Below are 19,178 nucleotides of genomic sequence, written 5' to 3'. Positions count from 1 at the left end.
AAAAAGAGCAGCGGACTCTTTTTTCCTTTGGGGAAGGGGGAAGTTCCGGATTTATTCCGGTATTGCATATGAAAATAGATCTTCAACATTTTATGCAGGTTGGTATTGTTCATTTTATGGCCTATCCGGAAGCCATGAAGGGTGAGGGGAAAATTTCAGACACAGTTCGGAAAATCGTCACGGATGACTTTTTTTCAGGGATTGAAGTAACAAGGGTCAATGATCCTGCAGAAAGACAAAAGGTTGCTTCCCTATTGAAATCTGGGCGGATGGCCGTTGGTTTTGGTGCCCAGCCGATCCTGCTTAGCAATAAAGGCGATTTGAACTCGTTTGACCCGGAAAAACGGAAGGAGGCAATTGATCTTGTAAAGGCCGGGATCGATCAAGCCTATGAGTTGAATGCTTCGAAATTAGGATTCTTAAGCGGTCCTAAACCAGATCAGGATGTGGATAGAGCCCTCCAATTGCTTACTGAATCGATAATTGAATTATCCCAGTATGCTAGACAGAAGGGTAATCTAGTACTCTCATTAGAAACCTTTGATGATGAAACCGATAAAAAATGCCTAATTGGACCAAATCATTTGGCGGTTGAAATTGCGAAGGAAGTAAGAAAAGTAGACCCAAGCTTTGGCTTAATGCTGGATTTGAGCCATCTTCCGATGCAGCGGGAAACCTCAAAGGATGCCTTAACCATTGCCCGTGATTATATTAATCACGCTCATATCGGAAATTGCTATATTAAGGATAAAAATGATCCTGCTTATGGTGACCAGCATCCGCGATTCGGCTACCCGGGAAGTGAGAATGACGTCGAGGAATTAACGGAATATTTAAGAATGCTATTAGAAATAGGTTACATCGGGGAAGGGTCTAGAAATGTGGTCGCATTTGAGGTAAAACCGGTTGGAAATGAGGATTCCGATGCGATTATTGCGCAGTCGAAACGAACCTTAATCCAAGCATGGGCACGGCTCTAAATCTATCTATTTTATTAGGAATGATTCCTCTCCTGTATTCATACATTTTCGGGAGAGGATGAAATAGAAAAGTTCTTTAATAAGAACTTTTCTAAATTTATATTAAAAGACGGGAGGAATTAATGGGTTAACAAAGAATTAATATTAATGGCAGCGTTTTCACTATGCGGACCTTGGTTTAGAGAGGAAGAGTATTAGTCTATTATGCTATTATATGATCTAATTATCCGTAATGGAATGGTTGTTGGTCCTGAGGCAAGTTTTACAGGTGAAATTGGGATCAAGAATGGAAAAATAATTAAAATAACAAGAGATATTCCGATAGAAGGGAAAGCTAAAGAGGAAATAGATGCGATCGGCCTTCACATTTTTCCTGGATTAATCGACACTCATGTCCATTTTAATGAACCTGGAAGAACGGACTGGGAGGGCATCTTGACCGGAAGTAAAAGTCTTGCGGCGGGAGGAGTGACAACATATTTTGATATGCCATTGAACAGCAACCCTCCAACGATTGATGCTTACGGTTTCCGATTAAAGCAGGAGCAAGCGATTAAGAAATCTGTCACAGATTTCCGGCTCTGGGGAGGCCTCGTTCCGGAAAATGTACAATTGCTCGAGGAACTGATTCAATCCGGTGTAATTGGATTTAAAGCCTTTATGTCACCAAGCGGAATTGACGAATTTCATCATTCGGATGATGCCACGCTAATGGCAGGAATGGGTGAAATCGCAAGACTTGGATCGATCTTGGCTGTCCATGCAGAAAGCACTGTTATGACGGAGTTACTAGCTGCAGGTAAGATTAAAGAAGGAAAGCTTTCGGCCCTGGATTACTGCGAATCCCGTCCGATTATATCGGAAATGGAGGCTGTCAGAAGGCTGTTATCCTATGCTGAATTGACCGGATGCAAGGTCCACATTGTTCACGCAAGCAGCAGTAAAGTCGTTGAATTAATAACAGAAGCGAAGAAAAAGGGAATTGATGTAACCGTTGAAACATGCCCACATTATTTATCACTTACTAGTGATGATTTCTCGAGGCTGGGACCAATCGCAAAATGCGCACCGCCATTAAGGAGCTCGGAAGAAGTAGAGGCATTATGGAAAGCGCTTGCGAACGGTGAGATTGACGTAATTGGCTCTGACCATTCTCCTGCCCCGCCGGAAATGAAGAGTTCGAAAGACGGCAATATGTTTGCAGCATGGGGGGGAATAAGCGGTGCGCAGACTAGTTTATCTGTTCTATTGGAAGAAGGATATTGGAAAAGAAACATATCCTTGCAAAAGATTGCAGCCGCCATGTCCACCAACCCTGCGAAACGATTTGGCCTCTACCCGCAAAAAGGGGCAGTAGCCGAGGGAAGCGATGCCGATTTGGCATTGATTAGTTTAAATGAATCTTTTACGTTGAAAGCAGATGACCTTTTTTACCGCCATGCCCATTCTCCCTATATTGGAAAAATGTTTAGGGGGAAAAATAGAATCACCATCGTAAAAGGATCCATTGTTTATCGAAATGGAGAAATATTGCCACAAGAAAACACTGAAACCATCCCACAATAGAACTAGCTTCTATATAGACACATTCATCCCTGTATGGAGAAAATTATCTGAATTTTAACCATATTCAGAATAGGTGTTACTTTGCCGAAACCACTTAAACTCTTCATGAATGAACAGAAGCGGCTCCACAACCAATAAACTTTTTGGAATTTGGGAGGAATATAGATGGAAAGATTAGGAACAGGGAAAACGCTGGCATTAGGATTCCAGCATATTGCCGTTATGTATGGCGGCGCAGTGGCAGTACCAATTATTGTGGCTGGTGCATTAGGTCTGACGCAGGCACAACTTGTATATCTAATTTCATTTGACTTATTGGCATGTGGTATTGCAACATTGCTCCAGGTTATGGGCGGAAAGCATATCGGAATCAAATTGCCGGCTCTTATGGCAGTTTCCTTCATTAATGTTGAACCGGCCATTGCGATAGGGAAAATTCATGGGATAACGGGAGTTTTTGGTGCTGTTATTGTAGCAGGACTGCTCGTGGCCTTGTGCGCCCCGTTCATAGGGAGACTGGTAAGGTTTTTCCCTCCAATCGTATCTGGTTCGGTTATTCTAATCATCGGTATTTCGTTGATGCCAGTAGCGATGAACAATGCTGCCGGCGGGGCAGGCTCTAAAACGTTTGGTGATCCGAAGCACTTGCTGATAGCACTTTTTACGTTATTATGCTTTTTATTATTCAACACCATGTTTAAAGGATTTATTAAAGTTATCTCCATTCTTTTAGCGATGGTAATCGGTACGATTGTAGCAAGCTTTTTCGGAATGGTTAATTTTAACGTCTTTTTAGAAGCAAAATGGTTTAATGTGCCTCAGCCATTTTATTTCGGTGTACCAACATTCGATATTTCTTCCATCATTACGATGACTATTATCACCTTTATTATTGCAATTGAAAGTATTGGTGTATTTTTCGCCCTTGGTGATATCACAGGAAGAGACATTAAATCAGATGATATTAAACGGGGATTGCGTGCTGAAGGTCTTGGAGGATTTATCAGCGGATTCCTCAATTCCTTTAACCATTCGACCTTCTCGCAAAACGTCGGTCTTGTTCTTTTGACAAAGGTAACCAATTTAAGGGTATTGACTGCCGCTGGCGGTATCCTGATTGTGCTGGGGCTTGTGCCAAAGGTTGGTGCTTTAACAACGATGATTCCTCCAGCTGTGCTTGGAGGGGCCATGGTTCCAATGTTTGGGATGTTGATTTCCGCGGCCCTGAAAATTATTGCGAAGGAAGATTTGGCTTCTCCAGCTAATCAACTCATTGTTGCTGTAGGCGTGGGAATTGGCTTAGCGATTAAAGGGGTCCCTGGTGCTTTCGTGGATTTACCGAGTACTGCCCGCTTACTGTTAGGAAACGGGGTTGTAATGGGTTCACTTGTTCTGGTTGTCTTGAACATGATTTTAAATGGTACATCATCGAAGGCAAGTCATGCCGGTCATGGGATTGAAAATGCAGAAATGGCTGCTGCGAAGGAGTCCCATTAAAACTATTCTTTGAATGGAGGCGTTGAGCAATGGCGTTTACGGTATCTGATATTTTAAAGACAAGGCTGATTCCCGGCTGTCGTATAGTGGCAGGGATCCGTGGGTTAAACCGCAACATTCGTTCTGTCAGTATCATGGATGAGCCAGATACCTCTTGGTTAAAACAGGGTGATTTGCTCCTGACAACCGGTTATGTCTTTAAAGATCATCAAGCGACTCAAATAAAATTGCTCAATGACCTGGCCAAACGTAACTGCGCGGGCTTGGCCATTAAAGTAAAACGTTATTTGACGGAAATTCCTGCTTGTATGCTTGAGGAGGCAGATCGCTTAGGTCTGCCTTTGATCGAGCTCCCCTATGAAAATGTCTTGTCTGATTCTCTTTTATCCATTACAAGAGAGATTCTTCAAGATGAACAACGGCAATCATGTGATAAGGATGAAGCTTTTAAAATATTGCTGACGGGAGAAAAAACGGAAGAAGAGAAGGTCCGTTCGATTGCTGATGAGCTTAAGATAAGGCATGATAACCACTTTGTCCTTTTATATTTAAGTGGTGAGGAACAGAAGATGATTCACTCTGTTTTTCCCCAACTAGTCAGTGCGGCGGAGAAGAAGGCAAATGCTAGATTAATCAGTATTCCTCTTCCACAGGGATTTGCGGTGCTGGTATCGGTAACGGAGAATAAGTCACATGAGTTAGCGAATCTTGCGAGAAAAACAGCCAGTTTCTTGGCAAATCAAATACATATAAAATTTCCTAAACACCAGGTCCAGATAGGGGTTGGTTTACCTTGTGCCGGGCTGGGGACGGTTGGACGAAGCTATAAGGAGGCAGTGGAGGCCATTTCGTTAGGGAAAAAACTTTCAAAGGAAGTAAAGGATACCGTTTTTGAATATAGGAACTATGCACCAGAGGGATTACTGCAGCAATTACCGGAACATGCCTTGAAAAATTATTTTCATAGTATGCTGGAATCTCTTTTAGAGTATGATCAGGAAAACGGATCCAATATGCTGTTTACTTTAGAAGCCTATTTGGAATGCGGCGGGAAACTGTTAGACACGGCCAATCGCCTTTTTGTCCACAGAAACACCGTAAAATTTAGGATTGTGCGGATTGAGGAATTGCTGGGATTGGATTTAACAGATAGTCAGGTTCAATTCCGCCTATTGCTGGCGATTCGAATAGCCAGAATGCTAGGAATGCTGCTCGGTTATTCAGAGTCGCAGTTGAGGTCAACTCAATATTAATTTTAAAGTAAAGGGCCCTGATTGATCGGGCCCTTTTTAATATTTATTTAGATGAAACATTTTTATAGCTAATTGTAATTTGAAATTTGTTTTACCGTTGTTCAGGTCCGTACCGAGGAGTTCTTTTATTTTGCTGATTCGCTGGTGGATGGTGTTTCGATGAACGCCGATTGTTTGTGCGGCCTCGGTTGTCTTTGCACCGCAATTAAGATAGACTTCTAAGGTATTTAATAATTCCGTATGGTTTTCTTGATCGTGAGAAATTAATGGTGATAAAAAGGCAGAATAGTAGTCTTTTAGAATCTCTTTAGGAATATGCTTCAGAACGGAATAGATTGAAAAATCAGGACTTTCATTAACAGCTATGTTTTGAAGGTTGGTTTCCGTCTTCGTTTGTGGTGTTAGTAATTCACGCAGTACGGTTTGGATTAGGTCGGCAATCGATAATTCGTTAGGGATTAGGAAAATGGGAAATGCAAGCCTGTTTGCTGCCAGGATCATATCTTGAGGCAGGGAGTTTGGAAAGTGAGCTGTTTTTATCCCTAATCCGGCACAATTTCTTTCAGCCAAATCATACACTAAACTAGTTAATGCTTGTTCATTATTAAAAAAAATATAACCAGTCGTTAAAACTAAGTCCCCAGTCTTTAACCATCTCATCACATCAGGTGCATCAAAACTATTTACTGATATAATGGTCCGGCTTAGACCTTGTGTACCAGCTATCATTTTACATTGGTGAAGTGGTGGAAGTGTTAATGCTTCTTCTAAAGACAGCTTCAATGGTGTCGTTCCCTCCTTTTTTGGTTGTTTAATAGTAGTTTACCTTATGATGTGCTTAGTGCACAATTCGTTTATTTTACTTGTTTTTGGGGATGGTTTTTAACCCAGTGTGCACAGAGCACACTTTATTGGTGTGATATTTGTCACTTATGGCTAATGACCTTCCCCCATTAATGAAGGTAAAATAAAGTTAATCCAAGAGGTGAGAGAGTAATTTGCACCGGCCATTTTGGAAGGCGTTATAGAAAAGAAAGGAAGGAATCAAAATGACTATGAAGCTCGAAACGCTTAATAGTTTAGATCAGCCAGCGTTCACAGAAGTTCTTGGCTGGGTATTTGAACATTCACCATGGGTGGCAGAACGGACCTGGGTGAACCGTCCATTCCAGTCTGTCGCTGATCTTCACCAAGCGTTGGTGGACACGGTGAAGGAATCAACAATGGAAGAAAAGCTCGCTTTGTTAAGGGCGCATCCAGATCTGGCGGCACGGGTACAAATGGCCGATGCCTCTGTCAAGGAACAGGCAAGTGCCGGCCTAAATCAGCTTACCAAAGAAGAACACGAAGAATTTTTATCCCTCAACAACGCATACACATCAAAATTTCAATTCCCCTTCATCATGGCAGTAAAAGGACAAACGAAAGAAACGATTCGAGGCAATATGAAGGAACGGGTGAATAACGATCCGCCAGAGGAACTGCAGGAAGCACTTACCCAGATTTTTAAAATCGCCTTCTTCCGCCTAGAGGATTTTATCATCAAGTAAAAGACCTGGCGACTTAAAGTTTGTATCATTTTTGGTTCCTATATCTTGAAACGCAGGAGCAGCACTTCGGCGATTCAGGGTTAAAATAATAAAATTTTAGGGAGGAATTTAAATGAGTTCACAAGAGAGAGTTTGCTATTATGGTAAAGGTGATGTTTTTGTTTTCCGGACGTACCAAACCCCGCTAGAAGGAATCAAGACTATTCCAGAGTCGAATTTTACCGGCCGCAACAATGTTATTTTTGGAATGAATGCCAAAATTGCCCTTGAGGGAGACTTCCTTCACTCTTTCACAAAAGCTGATAACAGCTGTGTCGTCGCTACAGATTCAATGAAAAATTTCATTCTTCGTCAAGCAGCGCAGTATCACGGACCAACCTTTGAAGGATTTTTAAAATTCGTTTGTAATCGCTTCCTTAATACGTATCCACACATAACATCCGTAGAAATCACCGCAGATGAAGTTCCTTTTGAAACAGTCCAAGTGGCAGGACAAAATGGACTGGAGGCCAGCCCGTTAGTTTATCGTCACTCCAGAAATGAATTAATTACAACAACTGTCAAAGTTGCACGGACTGAACAAGGTAATCAGCTTGTGAAGCAAGAGAGCGGCATTAAAAATCTTCACCTAATTAAGGTAACCGGCAGCTCCTTCTATGGCTTCATCCAAGATGAATACACAACTCTTCCAGAAGCTAAGGACCGTCCGCTTTATATCTATCTTGATATTTTCTACCGCTATAATGATAAAGAGGATGCTGTTTCTGATAATCCTGCTGTTTATGTTCCTGCTGAACAAGTCCGTGATATTGCAGCATCTGTCTTCCATGAAGCTGAAACATTATCAATCCAAGATTTAATTTATCGAGTCGGCTGCCGTGTATTACAGCGTTTCCCACAGCTTGCTGAAGTTCAATTTTTATCAAATAACCGTACGTGGGAAACAATTGTGGAGATTCCGGATTCAGAGGGTGCGGTGTTCACAGAACCACGACCTCCATACGGCTTCCAGGGATTTGTCGTTAACCGCCAAGATCTTGTAAATGAAGGCTTAGAATCTCCGACAGAAAGTGTAGAAGCATGAGTGGAAAATTAACCACACATGTCCTTGATATATCCAAGGGCCTTCCAGCAAAAAATTTAAAAATAGAACTTTGGCGGTTAGGACCTGAGCGGTCACTTATAAAGATAGTTTCTACAAACAGCGATGGCAGGGTGGATGCCCCGTTGCTTGCTGAAGGACAGGTAGAATCAGGGGAATATGAATTAGTCTTTTATGTAGCGGATTACTTTCGGGAACAAAGTGTGGGAGTTGGTGAAACGCCTTTTTTAGATAAAGTTCCGATTAGGTTTGGAATTGCTGACACGAATTCCCATTATCATGTTCCACTGTTAGTGGCACCGGGCGGCTATAGCACTTATCGTGGCAGCTGATTTATAGACAGATGTGTAGTGTGTTAAAGGGGGAGAACAAGATATGATTCAAGAACAGACTCGAACGGCAACATTAGCGGGTAATCCTGTAACCTTGCTTGGCCCAGAAATTAAAGTAGGTGATCAAGCACCTGACTTTACGGTTTTGGCAAATGACCGCTCGCCGGTTACTCTTGCTGATTCAAATGGAAAGATCCGGCTGATCAGTGTGGTACCTTCACTTGATACGGGAGTTTGCGACCAGCAGACGAGGCGCTTTAATGAAGCAGCGTCTGAATTGGGTGACAATGTTGTGGTACTGACCATCAGCGCTGATCTTCCGTTTGCCCAAAGCAGATGGTGCGGGGCTGCCGGTATCAGCGGCGTCCAGACTTTGTCTGACCATTTTGAAATGTCATTCAGTACAGCTTATGGAACGTATATAAAGGAACTTCGTTTAAACAGCCGCGCTGTTTTTGTGGTAAATGCTGAAAACATTGTTACGTATGTCGAGTATCTTTCCGAAGTGACCAACCATCCGAATTATGAAGCTGCTTTGGAAGCGGCAAAGGCAGCGGCGAAATAATAATATGGGACCAAAAAAAGCAATGGATTAGTCCGTTGCTTTTTTTGGGGGTCTCCATTTAAAAAGTTTTTACTATGAGCATAGTCTAATCCCCTGGTTTGTCTCATATCATGGAAGCGCATACATTCGATAACTTATTTCATTAAACAATTCCAATTTGAAGTGAGGGATTTTGTTGAGGCAAACAATTATTGAGGGGCCATGGATTGAACAAAAGCACGATTTAGAGAAACCAAGAAAAAAAGAAATGTGGGCATATGGAGTCGGAAGTTTTGGGATTTTCTCTGTCAATACACTGATTAGTTCATTTTTAACCTTTTATTACACGGATGTAGTCGGTATTGCTGGTGCGATTGTCGGAACCTTGATGCTGATTGCAAGATTGTTTGATGGAATTACCGATATCGGAATGGGTTCCATAGTTGATATGACGAGATCTAAACATGGAAAAGCCAGGCCATGGTTGCTTTGGATGTCAGTTCCACTCGGTGTCTCAATTGTATTGTTATTTTCAGTCCCTGATCTCGATCATACAGGCAAAATCATTTATGCCTACATCACATACATTTTGTTCATCCTCCTATACACCGCTGCTTCCATCCCGTACAAAACATTGCTCGGCGTCATGACACAGCATCAGCATAGCCGTTCCTTATCAAACATTTACTCTACGATTTTCACCATGATTGGAACCTTAATTGTCATGACCTTTACCCAACCGTTGACGGCTTCCATCGGATGGACAGGACTTGCTGGTTTCTATGGATTGTTATCAATTATTGCCCTTTACATTACCTTCCGATTTGTCAAAGAAAGAGTTGAATCTTCAACATCACAACAAGACAAAATTCCCTTTTCAGCTAGCTTTAAGGCCATCTTACGAAATAAATACTGGATTATCATTACGCTTTTTTGCATCACCTTTTACACTACCATCTGTCTGGTACAAGGCGCAGGGCTATACTACGCGCAGTGGGTTATAGGTGATATCAATAAATTTCCTATCATTGGCCTTACGTTAACGGCACCAATGATTTTGGGGTTATTTTTCATCGGCCCTTTAGTGGCCAGGTTCGGGAAAAGGAACGTGGCCATAATTGGTTCATTGGTAGCGATTGTGGGACAAATAATAAAATGGGCGGACCCTAGTAATTTACCTGTTTTTTTAGTTGGGACAGCGTTAGCGGGCTTGGGAGTCATGCCAACGCTTGGGTTGCTGTTGGCGATGGTCAACGACACCGTTGAATACGGCGAGTACAAAACCGGTTTACGGACAGAAGGACTGGTCAATAGTGCTGCTAGCTTTGGAATGAAGTTTGGTACAGGGCTTGGTCTTGCAGTAGTCGGATGGCTGCTTGGGATTGGCGGATATGTAGGCGGGGCTGTCGAGCAGCCAGCTTTGGCTATTGAAATGATCAAAGCAGTTAATATTCAAATACCGCTCGCATTAGCAGTTATCCAGATTATCCTTATGCTGTTTTTTAGAATTGACAAAGAATACCCGGCCATATTGGCTGAACTGCAAAGGCGGAAAAATGAATAATTCTAAAGAGCCGGACTAAATTTATTTAATCCGGCTTTATTGTATTCATATACATGGTAAAAACCCATTTTTTAAAATCACCTAATTTTTTACAATTTCATTAAAAATATTCGTGACTATCACACTAGTTTATTAAAAAATGATAACAATTCGGTAAAAAACTGTCTTTTCGACAAATTCCATGAATTGGACATTTTATAATGGCAGTGGAAGGTGACAAATTTGTTATTAGCTTAGAGATTGGGGGAGCTTTTAATGGAACATCTTCTTAACGAAACTGTTCAGGAAAAAAGACAATTTCTCATTGAAGAGCTAATTAACTTGGGTATCTTTAAAATCAATGATAAACATCTATATGAATGGACATTAAGTGAATTAGAAAAGGAATTCGAGGAAATTGAAAAAGAATACATGGGAAAAACCGGTACATAGTATGCCGGTTAGAAAAATATAAAAAACAAAGGGGCCCACAAGGCTCCTTCGTTTTATACAGAATCGATTCGATATTGATGCTTAAATTGATAAATCATTAGCTCTGATATAGCAGAATAACCGTTCGAATTAGGATGCACACCATCAGGTGATAAATTTTCCGGTCTTTCCCCGTTTATTACCTTAGTGGTTTCGATAACTAGGGATGGTGAATACTGATTGGCAGTCTCATATAACTTAAGATTCCATTTCGGAAGCAATTGATCAGCAAGAGGATACAGTTTGTCGGACGGTGATAAGGGATTATATAATTCCAAAAATACAATGGTGGCACCGGGATTCACCGATTTTATCCTTGATGCAATGTCAGTTAAGTTTTTTGTAAAAGAGGTTTGTAGCTCACCAAACGACTGAAATACATTTTGCAGGTTCTGACCCTTAGCAGCCCTCAGTACATCATTTCCGCCGACATTGATGGTAATGATGTCGGCTTTCTTCATTTCTTCATCAAACCGGCCTTCGAGAACCAACTCCCTTAACTCGCCGCTCGTAATCCCGTTAATACCTTCATTTTGAAATTGAATGTTCTTCTGAATCTGGCTGCCTAGCTTGTTCGAAAATTGATTTACAAGATCTTCATTTTGTCCCGCACCTACACCGCGAATGACAGAGTCGCCAATTGCCAGGTGATTAATTTCATCTTTTTTCATGCTTCGAAAATAATCAAGATAAGAGATTTTATGGATATTTGTACTAACTTCAACAGACTGCTTTTTTATTTTGTGAATTTGATATTTTGGATAATAAATCCATGCAGATAAGCCAAGGCCAATGACTAAGACAAAAATAACAATGTATTTAATGAGTTTCATTGGTACCACTCCTTAATTCTCCTATTATAACAGGCAAATTCCAAGAAGAAATTAGTGGATGATTTCCAATGAACGTGGGATAAAATAATCGTAAATAAGCTATGTTTGATGTGATACTGTTGAAATTCTACTTCATTCATGAGGCAACTATTTTATTAATTACAAGTATCGTTATAATTACCTTAACTTTTTAGGTGATGCATCTAATGGTATCAATAGATTGTATGCACAGTTGCTCGCTGCTAAACTGAATATTGCTAATGGGGCCGACCCTTCAGCGGTAACTGCAACAATCTCCCAGGCAGATGCATATCTGGCAATCTTTGAAATCCTTTATTCCTATTTTTCCATCACCGTTTCACCAATCGTCATTACCATTAACAGTTCGTTTGGCAGTTGTTGCTTTTCCCATTCACGATAAAGCCTTTCTAGGGCTTCCGGTCCAGTGTCATCCGCCAATCGGTAGGCCCCGTATTGCATAGGAACAAATTTTTTTGCTTTCAACTCTAAGAATGCCTTCACACTATCCTCCGGCGAAATATGCGAATCCTTCATGAACCATTCCGGCTCGTAAGCACCAATTGGCATAAACACAGTATCAATGTTGTCAAAACGCTCGGCGATTTGCTTAAATCCCGCAAAATATCCTGTATCCCCGACAAAATACAGCGTTTCTTCTTGAGATTGAAAAATAAACCCTCCCCAATGAGACGTATTCATATCTGTCAGGGTTCTTCTTGTCCAGTGCTGGGCGGGGACAAAATGAATCTGGATGCCTCTGATTTCAGCACTTTCCCACCAGCCCATTTCGCTGACCTTTTGATACCCTTTCCGGTTAAAAAGCGGCTTTAAACCAATTGGAACAAAAAATTGAGGGTTTCCCTTTAATTTTTTGATGGTTGGGAAATCCAAATGGTCGTAATGGCCATGAGAAATAACGATTACATCAATCTCAGGAAGATCCTCGAGTGGAATCCCGGGCTCCGTTAATCTTTTTTGAAAGCCCATCCGCTTTGCCCAAACTGGATCGGTTAATATATTAATCCCATTCATTTGAATCAAAAAGGTGGAGTGGCCAATCCAGGTATAAGAAGTTCGGCTCCGGTTTTCTTTAATTTTTTCAATCTGTTTATCCTGGCATTGTGGAATATTAATCGATAAATCCTTTACCTTGCTTCGTCTTTCTTTGTTCCACTTCATCATATCTTTAAATGACTTGTTGTTTTTTACATCATCGAGATTCGAGTATCTTTTTCTCATAGGCTCACCCGTGGAAATTTTTTTGTTTTGATTATAACAGCATTCAATTAAATGGTAAAATTAAGTAACTTACAATTGCGAGGGGGATTCACATGACCATTACCTATATGTCAAGGGTTGAGGTGCCGGAAAAAGAAAAATGGAATTTCGAGGACCTTTATAAAAATCTTGAGGACTGGGAAAATGATTATCTCTGGATTGAAAAAAAGACTGTCGAATTGAAAAAATTTGATGGTGCGATTCACAATGGAAAGTCACTTTATGATTATCTATCGGAAAAAGAGGAAGTTTCCAGTAAATTAAATCTTGTCTATGTGTATGGCATGCTCAAGGCCGATGTAGACACCCGCGATGCCTTGGCGCAATCGCTCGTTGACCGTGCCAAGCAGCTTTCCGTAAAAATAAGCGCAGCTTCATCATTTTTTATGCCATTTTTATTGAGTCTAGAGGAAAGCACATTAAGAGAATATATCGAGCAAGAACCCCGGTTAAAATACTTTGAACAAGACCTTTTTGAAGCTTTCCGATATAAAGCACATGTTCTGACCAAGGAAAAAGAAGAGATCTTATCCAACTTAGGTGAGGCCCTTTCTGCGCCAAGCCACACCTACAGTATGCTTAACAACGCCGATATCAAATTCGGCGAGGTGACGAGTGATGAAGGAATGAAAGTCGAACTGACGCGCGGCATGTACTCAAAGTTAATTGAAGATGAGGATCGAGACAAGCGGAGGGAAGCGTACAAGGCTTATTATCAGCCATATTTGCAATTGAAAAATTCGATTGCCTCGACTTTGTCTGCGAACGTTAAAACTAATGCGACGTTGGCCCGCTTGCGGAACTACCCATCCGCTTTGGAAAAAGGTTTGTTTGGGGATATGGTTTCAAAAGAGGTCTATGAAAATCTGATTATGGCGACAAAAGCCAATATTGGACCGTTGCATCAATATGGCTCTATTCGAAAAAAACTGCTTGGCTTAGAGGCGTTGCGCCAGTACGATCTGAACGTTCCTCTGGTTCCTGGTGTGAAATTAGAAATTTCCTATGAGGAAGCGTATGAAACGATTTTAAAAGCATTGGTACCCCTGGGCGAGGATTACGTTAATACTCTGAAAACCTTTAAAGATGCCCGCTACATCGACGTCCGGGAAACGCCAGGCAAGCGTTCGGGCGCTTACAACCTGGGTGTCTACGGGGTTCATCCATTTGTGCTGTTAAACCAACATGATGATTTGGATAGTATGTTCACCATGATTCACGAATTCGGTCACGCCATGCATTCCTATTATTCCAGCAAGCATCAGCCTAGAATCTCCGCAGGCTACAGCATTTTTGTAGCCGAAGTAGCTTCGACGGTGAACGAAGTACTATTGATTCATTATTTGTTAGAAAAAGAAACAAATAAAGAGGTACGGAAGTACTTACTCAATCACTTTATTGATCAATTTAGAGGAACTTTCTTTACACAGGTCATGTTCGCCGAATTTGAAAAAATCACCCATGAATATGCGGAAAGCGGAAAACCTTTAAACGCAAATGTATTTAGTGAAATCTACGAATCTTTATTTAGGCAATATAACGGGGACGAAGTGGTGTTTGATGAGGAAGTGAAATACGGCTGGTCACGGATCCCGCATTTTTACCGACCTTTCTATGTGTACAAATACGCTACCGGATTTGCTTCGGCGATTCATATTGCTGAACAGCTATTAAACGGGGACGAATCGGCCGTCAATGCTTACCTTGAATTTTTGAAGAGCGGCAGCTCCGATTATCCGCTCGAGTTGTTAAAGAAAACTGGTGTAGATTTATCTAAACCGGAACCGATTGACAATGCTTTAAAACGGTTTGAGAAGTTGATTCGTGAATTTGCAGCTTTATAGGTTAATGAAAAAAGCTCCATGCCCGAGATTGGCATTGGAGCTTTTATCTTTTTAATCATAATAATTTGCTATTCGCTGATATATTTCGAAAATTCGCCGATATAATAAAAAATTCGCCGATATAATAAAAAATTCGCTGATATGTGCCAATAATTCGCTGATATCTTTAAAAAATCCGCTGATATATTACTTTAAAGAAAAAATCATAATTTTATGAGGCAATTTCCTCTTTTTTAACAGTAACAACGTTGATTCCTTTTCCAGTGAAGATGGAGTAACCCATCAGTACATATGTCAATCCCCAGAAGAAGGCGAAGAAATCACCGAGGAACGGAAGGCCAAGACAGACAAGCATGAGCAAGAACACAATTGCGTACCAGCGAGGGAACACTTTTGCGCGAAAGGTAACAATCATCAGGATGACCGTGGCAAGCAACAGCCCTCCGTAGGAGAGACTATTCGCAAGATTAACGAACAAGCCGTCTTTCGGATAATCGCCGTAAGCGAACAAACCATAGAATGTCGCCAACAGCATTAAGTTTCCTGTAGAAAGAATGAGACCAGAGATGAAACCAAAAACCCCTGTCTGCCGTGACTGGGACATAAACAAAGCCATAGACGAGATTGCCATTAATATGCTTGCGGCAAAAGCGAAGATTAGTTCAGGTGTGCTGTCTGACCCCCAAATCAAACCTGACGGCGTCATCCCCATTCTAGCGATTCCCCCTAAGAAAGCAATAAACCCAAGAACCTTAACAATTTTTTCTAACGTCATGTTTTCCAACTCCCTTTGTATTGTTGTTTACGAATTAATCGTATCAAAGGGAAATTCCTGTTTTGAAGGGAGGGGGATTCCCATTTCAATCGGGAAGTTTTTATGGGTATAAATAGGAAAAACCAAATCTATACAGAAGTTGGTCACCTTGTTATAATTTTCCTATATCTTAGGTGCAAAAGGTGGGGATCGTTCCTGGATGAATGGAGTAAATAAGAAACTTTTCCTGTTTCAAGTCTTTGTGATTATTTTTTCTATATTGACCTTAGTATTTTTCATTCAATCCATTGCGGGATATTATGACACCCTACGAAACGAATGTATCCTCAAGTCCTGCAGTTCCTTGGCACCTGCGCCCCCAACAACGATTGAAGCGTTAAGCAAATACCATTTAACCTCTAACACGTATGCGGCGCTATTTGTCATTATCGAATCCGCGTTTGCCTTCCTATTTTTCACAGCAGCTATTATCATTTTTATTAAAAGCAGGCGGGATATGATGGGGCTTCTGGCAGTATTGGCATTGGTCACATATGGGGCAACCTACACATCATTGGTATACCTTGCATCAGATGGCCGCGAAGTGGTAGACCAGTTTCCGGAAATCATCGGGGCTGTAGGTAGAATGGCTCTATTCTTATTCTTCTTAATATTTCCAAACGGACGTTTTATTCACCGCTGGCAGCTTGTCCTGTTTACTCCTTTTTGTATCATCCAGTTCATTAGTTTGATTTTTCCGGGCACGGTTGTTGATTTATTAAATTGGTCGAGCACGGCGAGACTGGTTTATTATGGAATCATGATTATTGTGACGATTTATTCACAAATCTATCAATATAAAAAAATATCCACCCAGGTCGAACGGCAGCAAACCAAATGGGTGGTCTTTGGATTATCGCTTTCATTTCTGGGGTCAATCATCGTAAGCGGTTTTTTTGTCTATCCGATTTTTGGCGAAAACCCTGTATCCTATCTTTATTTAAGTGCATTACTGTATGGCGTTGTGGCCATCATACCATTAACATTGGCATTTGCGATTCTTCGTCATCGCCTGTGGGACATTGACCCTCTTGTGAACCGGACGGTTGTTTATGGCATTTTATCGCTGGCTATTATTCTTCTATACTCATTTTTAGTTCTCTATTTTAGCAGCTTGTTTAAGACAGATAACAACTTCATCATTTCCTTAGTGGCAACCGCCATTGTTGCAATTCTTTTTGCGCCAATAAAAGAAAGATTGCAGCGCCTTGTGAACAGGCTGATGAAGGGAAGACATGATGAACCGTATACCATACTGAAGGAGCTTGGGGATCATTTGATCAGACCGATTGCTCCTGAAGAGATGCTAAACGTTGTGACGGGAACAATACGGGATGCTCTTCGCCTGCCATACGCCGGGATATTCATTAATATAAACGGAAAAGAGACACTTGCTGCAGCATCGGGAAAAGTAAAGTTTGATATCCACACATTACCGATTATTCATGGAGGGGAAGAACTAGGGACACTTCATTTATCAAGCAGGTCTTTAAATGAGGTATTTACTGGTGAGGACAATAAACTTATTGAGGTTATTCTCCGCCAAGCTGGTCCTGTTCTTCAAAATGTGAAAATGACTTTGGGTATGAAATTACTGGCAAATGACCTGCAGCAGTCACGGGAAAGATTGGTGCTGGCCCGTGAAGAGGAACGGCTCCATATTCGCCGCAACCTTCATGATGACCTTGCCCCCCGGCTCATGTCATTAGCTTTTAACGTCGCGGCAGCCGAGCAATATATTGAAAGAAATCCAGCGAAAGCTTTGGAGTTAATGGAGGGGCTGCGTCAAGTAATTCGTTCAACTGTGGATGAAATTCGTACGATGGTCCATGGATTACGCCCACCGACTCTTGATGAATTTGGACTGCTGGGTTCAATCCAGGCGAGGGTGGACGAAATCAGGAAAACCTCGGAAGAAGTGTCTGTCACATCGGAAGTTAGTTCTATTGAAATTTACTTGGAAGCCCCGGAAAGTTTGCCTGTATTGCCCGCAGCAGTTGAGGTTGCAGCGTACCGGATTATAACGGAAGCACTCGTCAATGTAATCCGCCACTCGAATGCGACCAAATGCACAGTTCGTTTAACAATTGTCGAAAACACACTAGAACTTGAGGTTACGGATAATGGCGTTGGGTTTCCTGATAAGCTGAGGCCGTCCCAAAACGGAGGAATTGGTTTAACATCGATAAGAGAGCGAGCATTGGAGCTTGGCGGGAAATGTGAAATGGAATCTTTGGAAACGGGTGGAGCACGAGTAAGGGCAGTTCTGCCTTTTTCGACAGGAGTGAAGAGGGATGAGAATAGTTTTAGCTGATGACCATCCGTTGTTTCGCGGAGGAGTTCGAAATTTGATTCAAACAACGGATGACTTAGAAGTGATTGGCGAAGCTGCCACAGGAGAGGAAGCTGTAGAAATGGCGTCCTCACTCCAACCGGATGTCATTGTCATGGATATACGCATGCCAGGACTAAATGGAATTGAAGCCACTCAAATCATAAAGGAAAAATTTCCGAAAATAAAAATTCTAATTGTTACGATGCTAAAAAATGATAAATCTGTTTTTACGGCAATGAAAATGGGTGCAAGCGGGTATGTGTTAAAGGATGCCGGAGAAATGGAACTTCTTCATTCTATTCGCATGGTCGGAAATGGCGGCGCCGTTTTCAGCGCTGACATTGCCGCACGGATGATACATTATTTTTCAAAAACAGAAGAGATAGAATCGGTAAATCCTATATTGTCCGACCTAACTGCCCGTGAAAAGGAAATATTGGAGTTGATTGTCGGGGAAAAAACAAATGCACAAATTGCTGCAAAGCTCCATTTAAGTGTGAAAACTGTAGCAAATCATGTTACGAATATCCTTAATAAATTGCAGGCCTCCGACCGGCATGAGGCTAAGAAAATATTTAAAACCGCGCAAAGCTGGGAAGAATCTGAAATGGAATCATGACAGGAAACAACACGCGGCAAATGAAATTTTTTGTTTACAAATCCTACTCCCGAGAGTAAGATATGATTCATAAATTTATCCAAAATTTACACATTTGATATCTTACCAAACAAAGGGGAGTATTTGTGGAGTTAATCAAGAAAAAAGGGAAGTTTATCCAGCTGCATCCTGCGCAAATTTTGGTTATCGGATTTGCGGTACTTATTTTATTAGGTACACTTTTATTAATGCTGCCCATTTCGACTTATGAGGAGGGAAGGGGCCTCCGTTTTGTCGATGCCTTATTCGAGGCAACGTCTGCCGTCTGCGTAACAGGTCTCGCAGTTGTGGATACAGGAACAACCTTTACCATTTTCGGCCAGCTGGTAATGCTTTTCTTAGTTCAGATTGGCGGTTGGGGATTTATGACGATCGGCATATTCATGTTCATCATCCTCGGAAAGAAAATTGGCTTGAAAGAAAGATTGCTACTTCAAGATTCGCTAAACCTATTTACACTTTCAGGTGTGGTAAAACTTGTCTCCAAAATCATCATGATAACTTTAATTGTAGAGATAACAGGGGCGCTTATTTTA

18 protein-coding genes are annotated in these 19,178 nt (G+C 41.4%); 14 read left to right on the top strand and 4 right to left on the bottom strand.

The features are described 5' to 3' along the window. Positions 1-68 precede the first annotated feature (68 nt). The 4 genes from KHB02_RS15115 (at position 69) to KHB02_RS15100 (ending at position 5,296) form a co-directional block, all read left to right on the top strand. Positions 69-980 carry a sugar phosphate isomerase/epimerase family protein gene (locus KHB02_RS15115; protein ID WP_213140213.1) on the top strand — a complete coding sequence of 304 codons (912 nt, stop codon included), beginning with the start codon at positions 69-71 and terminating at the stop codon, positions 978-980. 204 nt (positions 981-1,184) lie between these two features. Then, a complete protein-coding gene (locus KHB02_RS15110; RefSeq protein WP_213140212.1) occupies positions 1,185-2,546 on the top strand; it encodes an allantoinase in 1,362 nt (453 codons plus the stop codon). Between the two features lie 165 nt (positions 2,547-2,711). Beyond that, the gene (locus KHB02_RS15105) at positions 2,712-4,043 is read left to right on the top strand and encodes a nucleobase:cation symporter-2 family protein (protein WP_213115805.1); all 1,332 of its coding nucleotides are present in this window, start codon (positions 2,712-2,714) and stop codon (positions 4,041-4,043) included. 29 nt (positions 4,044-4,072) lie between these two features. Beyond that, complete coding sequence (locus KHB02_RS15100) at positions 4,073-5,296, top strand: PucR family transcriptional regulator (protein ID WP_213140211.1); 1,224 nt, start codon at positions 4,073-4,075, stop codon at positions 5,294-5,296. Positions 5,297-5,332: 36 nt separating this feature from the next. On the opposite strand, the gene KHB02_RS15095 is transcribed toward KHB02_RS15100, so the two are convergent. After that, positions 5,333-6,079 (bottom strand): PucR family transcriptional regulator, encoded by a 747-nt coding sequence (locus KHB02_RS15095; RefSeq protein WP_213140210.1) that lies wholly within the window; start codon positions 6,077-6,079, stop codon positions 5,333-5,335. Between the two features lie 266 nt (positions 6,080-6,345). On the opposite strand from KHB02_RS15095, the gene uraD reads away from it, so the two are divergent. The 6 genes from uraD (at position 6,346) to KHB02_RS15065 (ending at position 10,820) form a co-directional block, all read left to right on the top strand. Beyond that, positions 6,346-6,846: a 2-oxo-4-hydroxy-4-carboxy-5-ureidoimidazoline decarboxylase gene (uraD, locus tag KHB02_RS15090; protein ID WP_213140209.1), complete on the top strand. Its 501-nt coding sequence runs from the start codon at positions 6,346-6,348 to the stop codon at positions 6,844-6,846. 112 nt (positions 6,847-6,958) lie between these two features. Further along, positions 6,959-7,930 (top strand): factor-independent urate hydroxylase, encoded by a 972-nt coding sequence (gene pucL, locus KHB02_RS15085; protein WP_213140208.1) that lies wholly within the window; start codon positions 6,959-6,961, stop codon positions 7,928-7,930. Further along, positions 7,927-8,280 (top strand): hydroxyisourate hydrolase, encoded by a 354-nt coding sequence (uraH, locus tag KHB02_RS15080; RefSeq protein ID WP_213140207.1) that lies wholly within the window; start codon positions 7,927-7,929, stop codon positions 8,278-8,280. The genes pucL and uraH overlap by 4 nt, the downstream gene beginning before the upstream one ends. Positions 8,281-8,323: 43 nt before the next feature. Beyond that, positions 8,324-8,845: a thiol peroxidase gene (gene tpx, locus KHB02_RS15075; protein ID WP_213140206.1), complete on the top strand. Its 522-nt coding sequence runs from the start codon at positions 8,324-8,326 to the stop codon at positions 8,843-8,845. A 175-nt stretch (positions 8,846-9,020) separates the two neighbouring features. Then, the gene (locus KHB02_RS15070) at positions 9,021-10,388 is read left to right on the top strand and encodes an MFS transporter (protein WP_241113880.1); all 1,368 of its coding nucleotides are present in this window, start codon (positions 9,021-9,023) and stop codon (positions 10,386-10,388) included. 255 nt (positions 10,389-10,643) lie between these two features. After that, entirely contained in the window at positions 10,644-10,820 is a 177-nt protein-coding gene (locus tag KHB02_RS15065) for a Fur-regulated basic protein FbpA (RefSeq protein ID WP_213140205.1), read from the top strand. A gap of 53 nt (positions 10,821-10,873) precedes the next feature. Here the strand turns inward: KHB02_RS15065 and KHB02_RS15060 are convergent, their stop codons facing one another. Both KHB02_RS15060 and KHB02_RS15055 read right to left on the bottom strand, forming a co-directional pair. Next, on the bottom strand, positions 10,874-11,692 hold the full coding sequence (locus KHB02_RS15060; protein ID WP_213140204.1) for a GDSL-type esterase/lipase family protein: 819 nt from the start codon (positions 11,690-11,692) through the stop codon (positions 10,874-10,876). A 339-nt stretch (positions 11,693-12,031) separates the two neighbouring features. Next, positions 12,032-12,952 carry an MBL fold metallo-hydrolase gene (locus KHB02_RS15055; protein ID WP_213140203.1) on the bottom strand — a complete coding sequence of 307 codons (921 nt, stop codon included), beginning with the start codon at positions 12,950-12,952 and terminating at the stop codon, positions 12,032-12,034. A 92-nt stretch (positions 12,953-13,044) separates the two neighbouring features. On the opposite strand from KHB02_RS15055, the gene pepF reads away from it, so the two are divergent. Further along, positions 13,045-14,835: an oligoendopeptidase F gene (gene pepF / locus KHB02_RS15050; RefSeq protein ID WP_213140202.1), complete on the top strand. Its 1,791-nt coding sequence runs from the start codon at positions 13,045-13,047 to the stop codon at positions 14,833-14,835. 211 nt (positions 14,836-15,046) lie between these two features. On the opposite strand, the gene KHB02_RS15045 is transcribed toward pepF, so the two are convergent. Next, positions 15,047-15,610, bottom strand: coding sequence for a hypothetical protein (locus KHB02_RS15045; RefSeq protein ID WP_213140201.1), 564 nt, complete (start codon positions 15,608-15,610; stop codon positions 15,047-15,049). Between the two features lie 199 nt (positions 15,611-15,809). On the opposite strand from KHB02_RS15045, the gene KHB02_RS15040 reads away from it, so the two are divergent. From KHB02_RS15040 to KHB02_RS15030, 3 genes are all read left to right on the top strand, one after another. Continuing rightward, entirely contained in the window at positions 15,810-17,963 is a 2,154-nt protein-coding gene (locus KHB02_RS15040) for an ATP-binding protein (RefSeq protein ID WP_213140200.1), read from the top strand. Next, positions 17,944-18,603, top strand: a complete 660-nt coding sequence (locus KHB02_RS15035; RefSeq protein ID WP_213140199.1) for a response regulator transcription factor — start codon at positions 17,944-17,946, stop codon at positions 18,601-18,603. The genes KHB02_RS15040 and KHB02_RS15035 overlap by 20 nt, the downstream gene beginning before the upstream one ends. Positions 18,604-18,728: 125 nt before the next feature. Next, on the top strand, positions 18,729-19,178 hold a 450-nt coding region (locus tag KHB02_RS15030), incomplete at its 3' end, for a potassium transporter TrkG (protein ID WP_338088295.1).

The sequence above is a fragment of the Neobacillus citreus genome (genome assembly GCF_018343545.2).
Classification (GTDB): Bacteria; Bacillota; Bacilli; order Bacillales; family Cytobacillaceae; genus Neobacillus; species Neobacillus citreus.
Note: the sequence above shows the minus strand (reverse complement) of the source record. Positions and strands in the feature narration are given on the sequence as shown.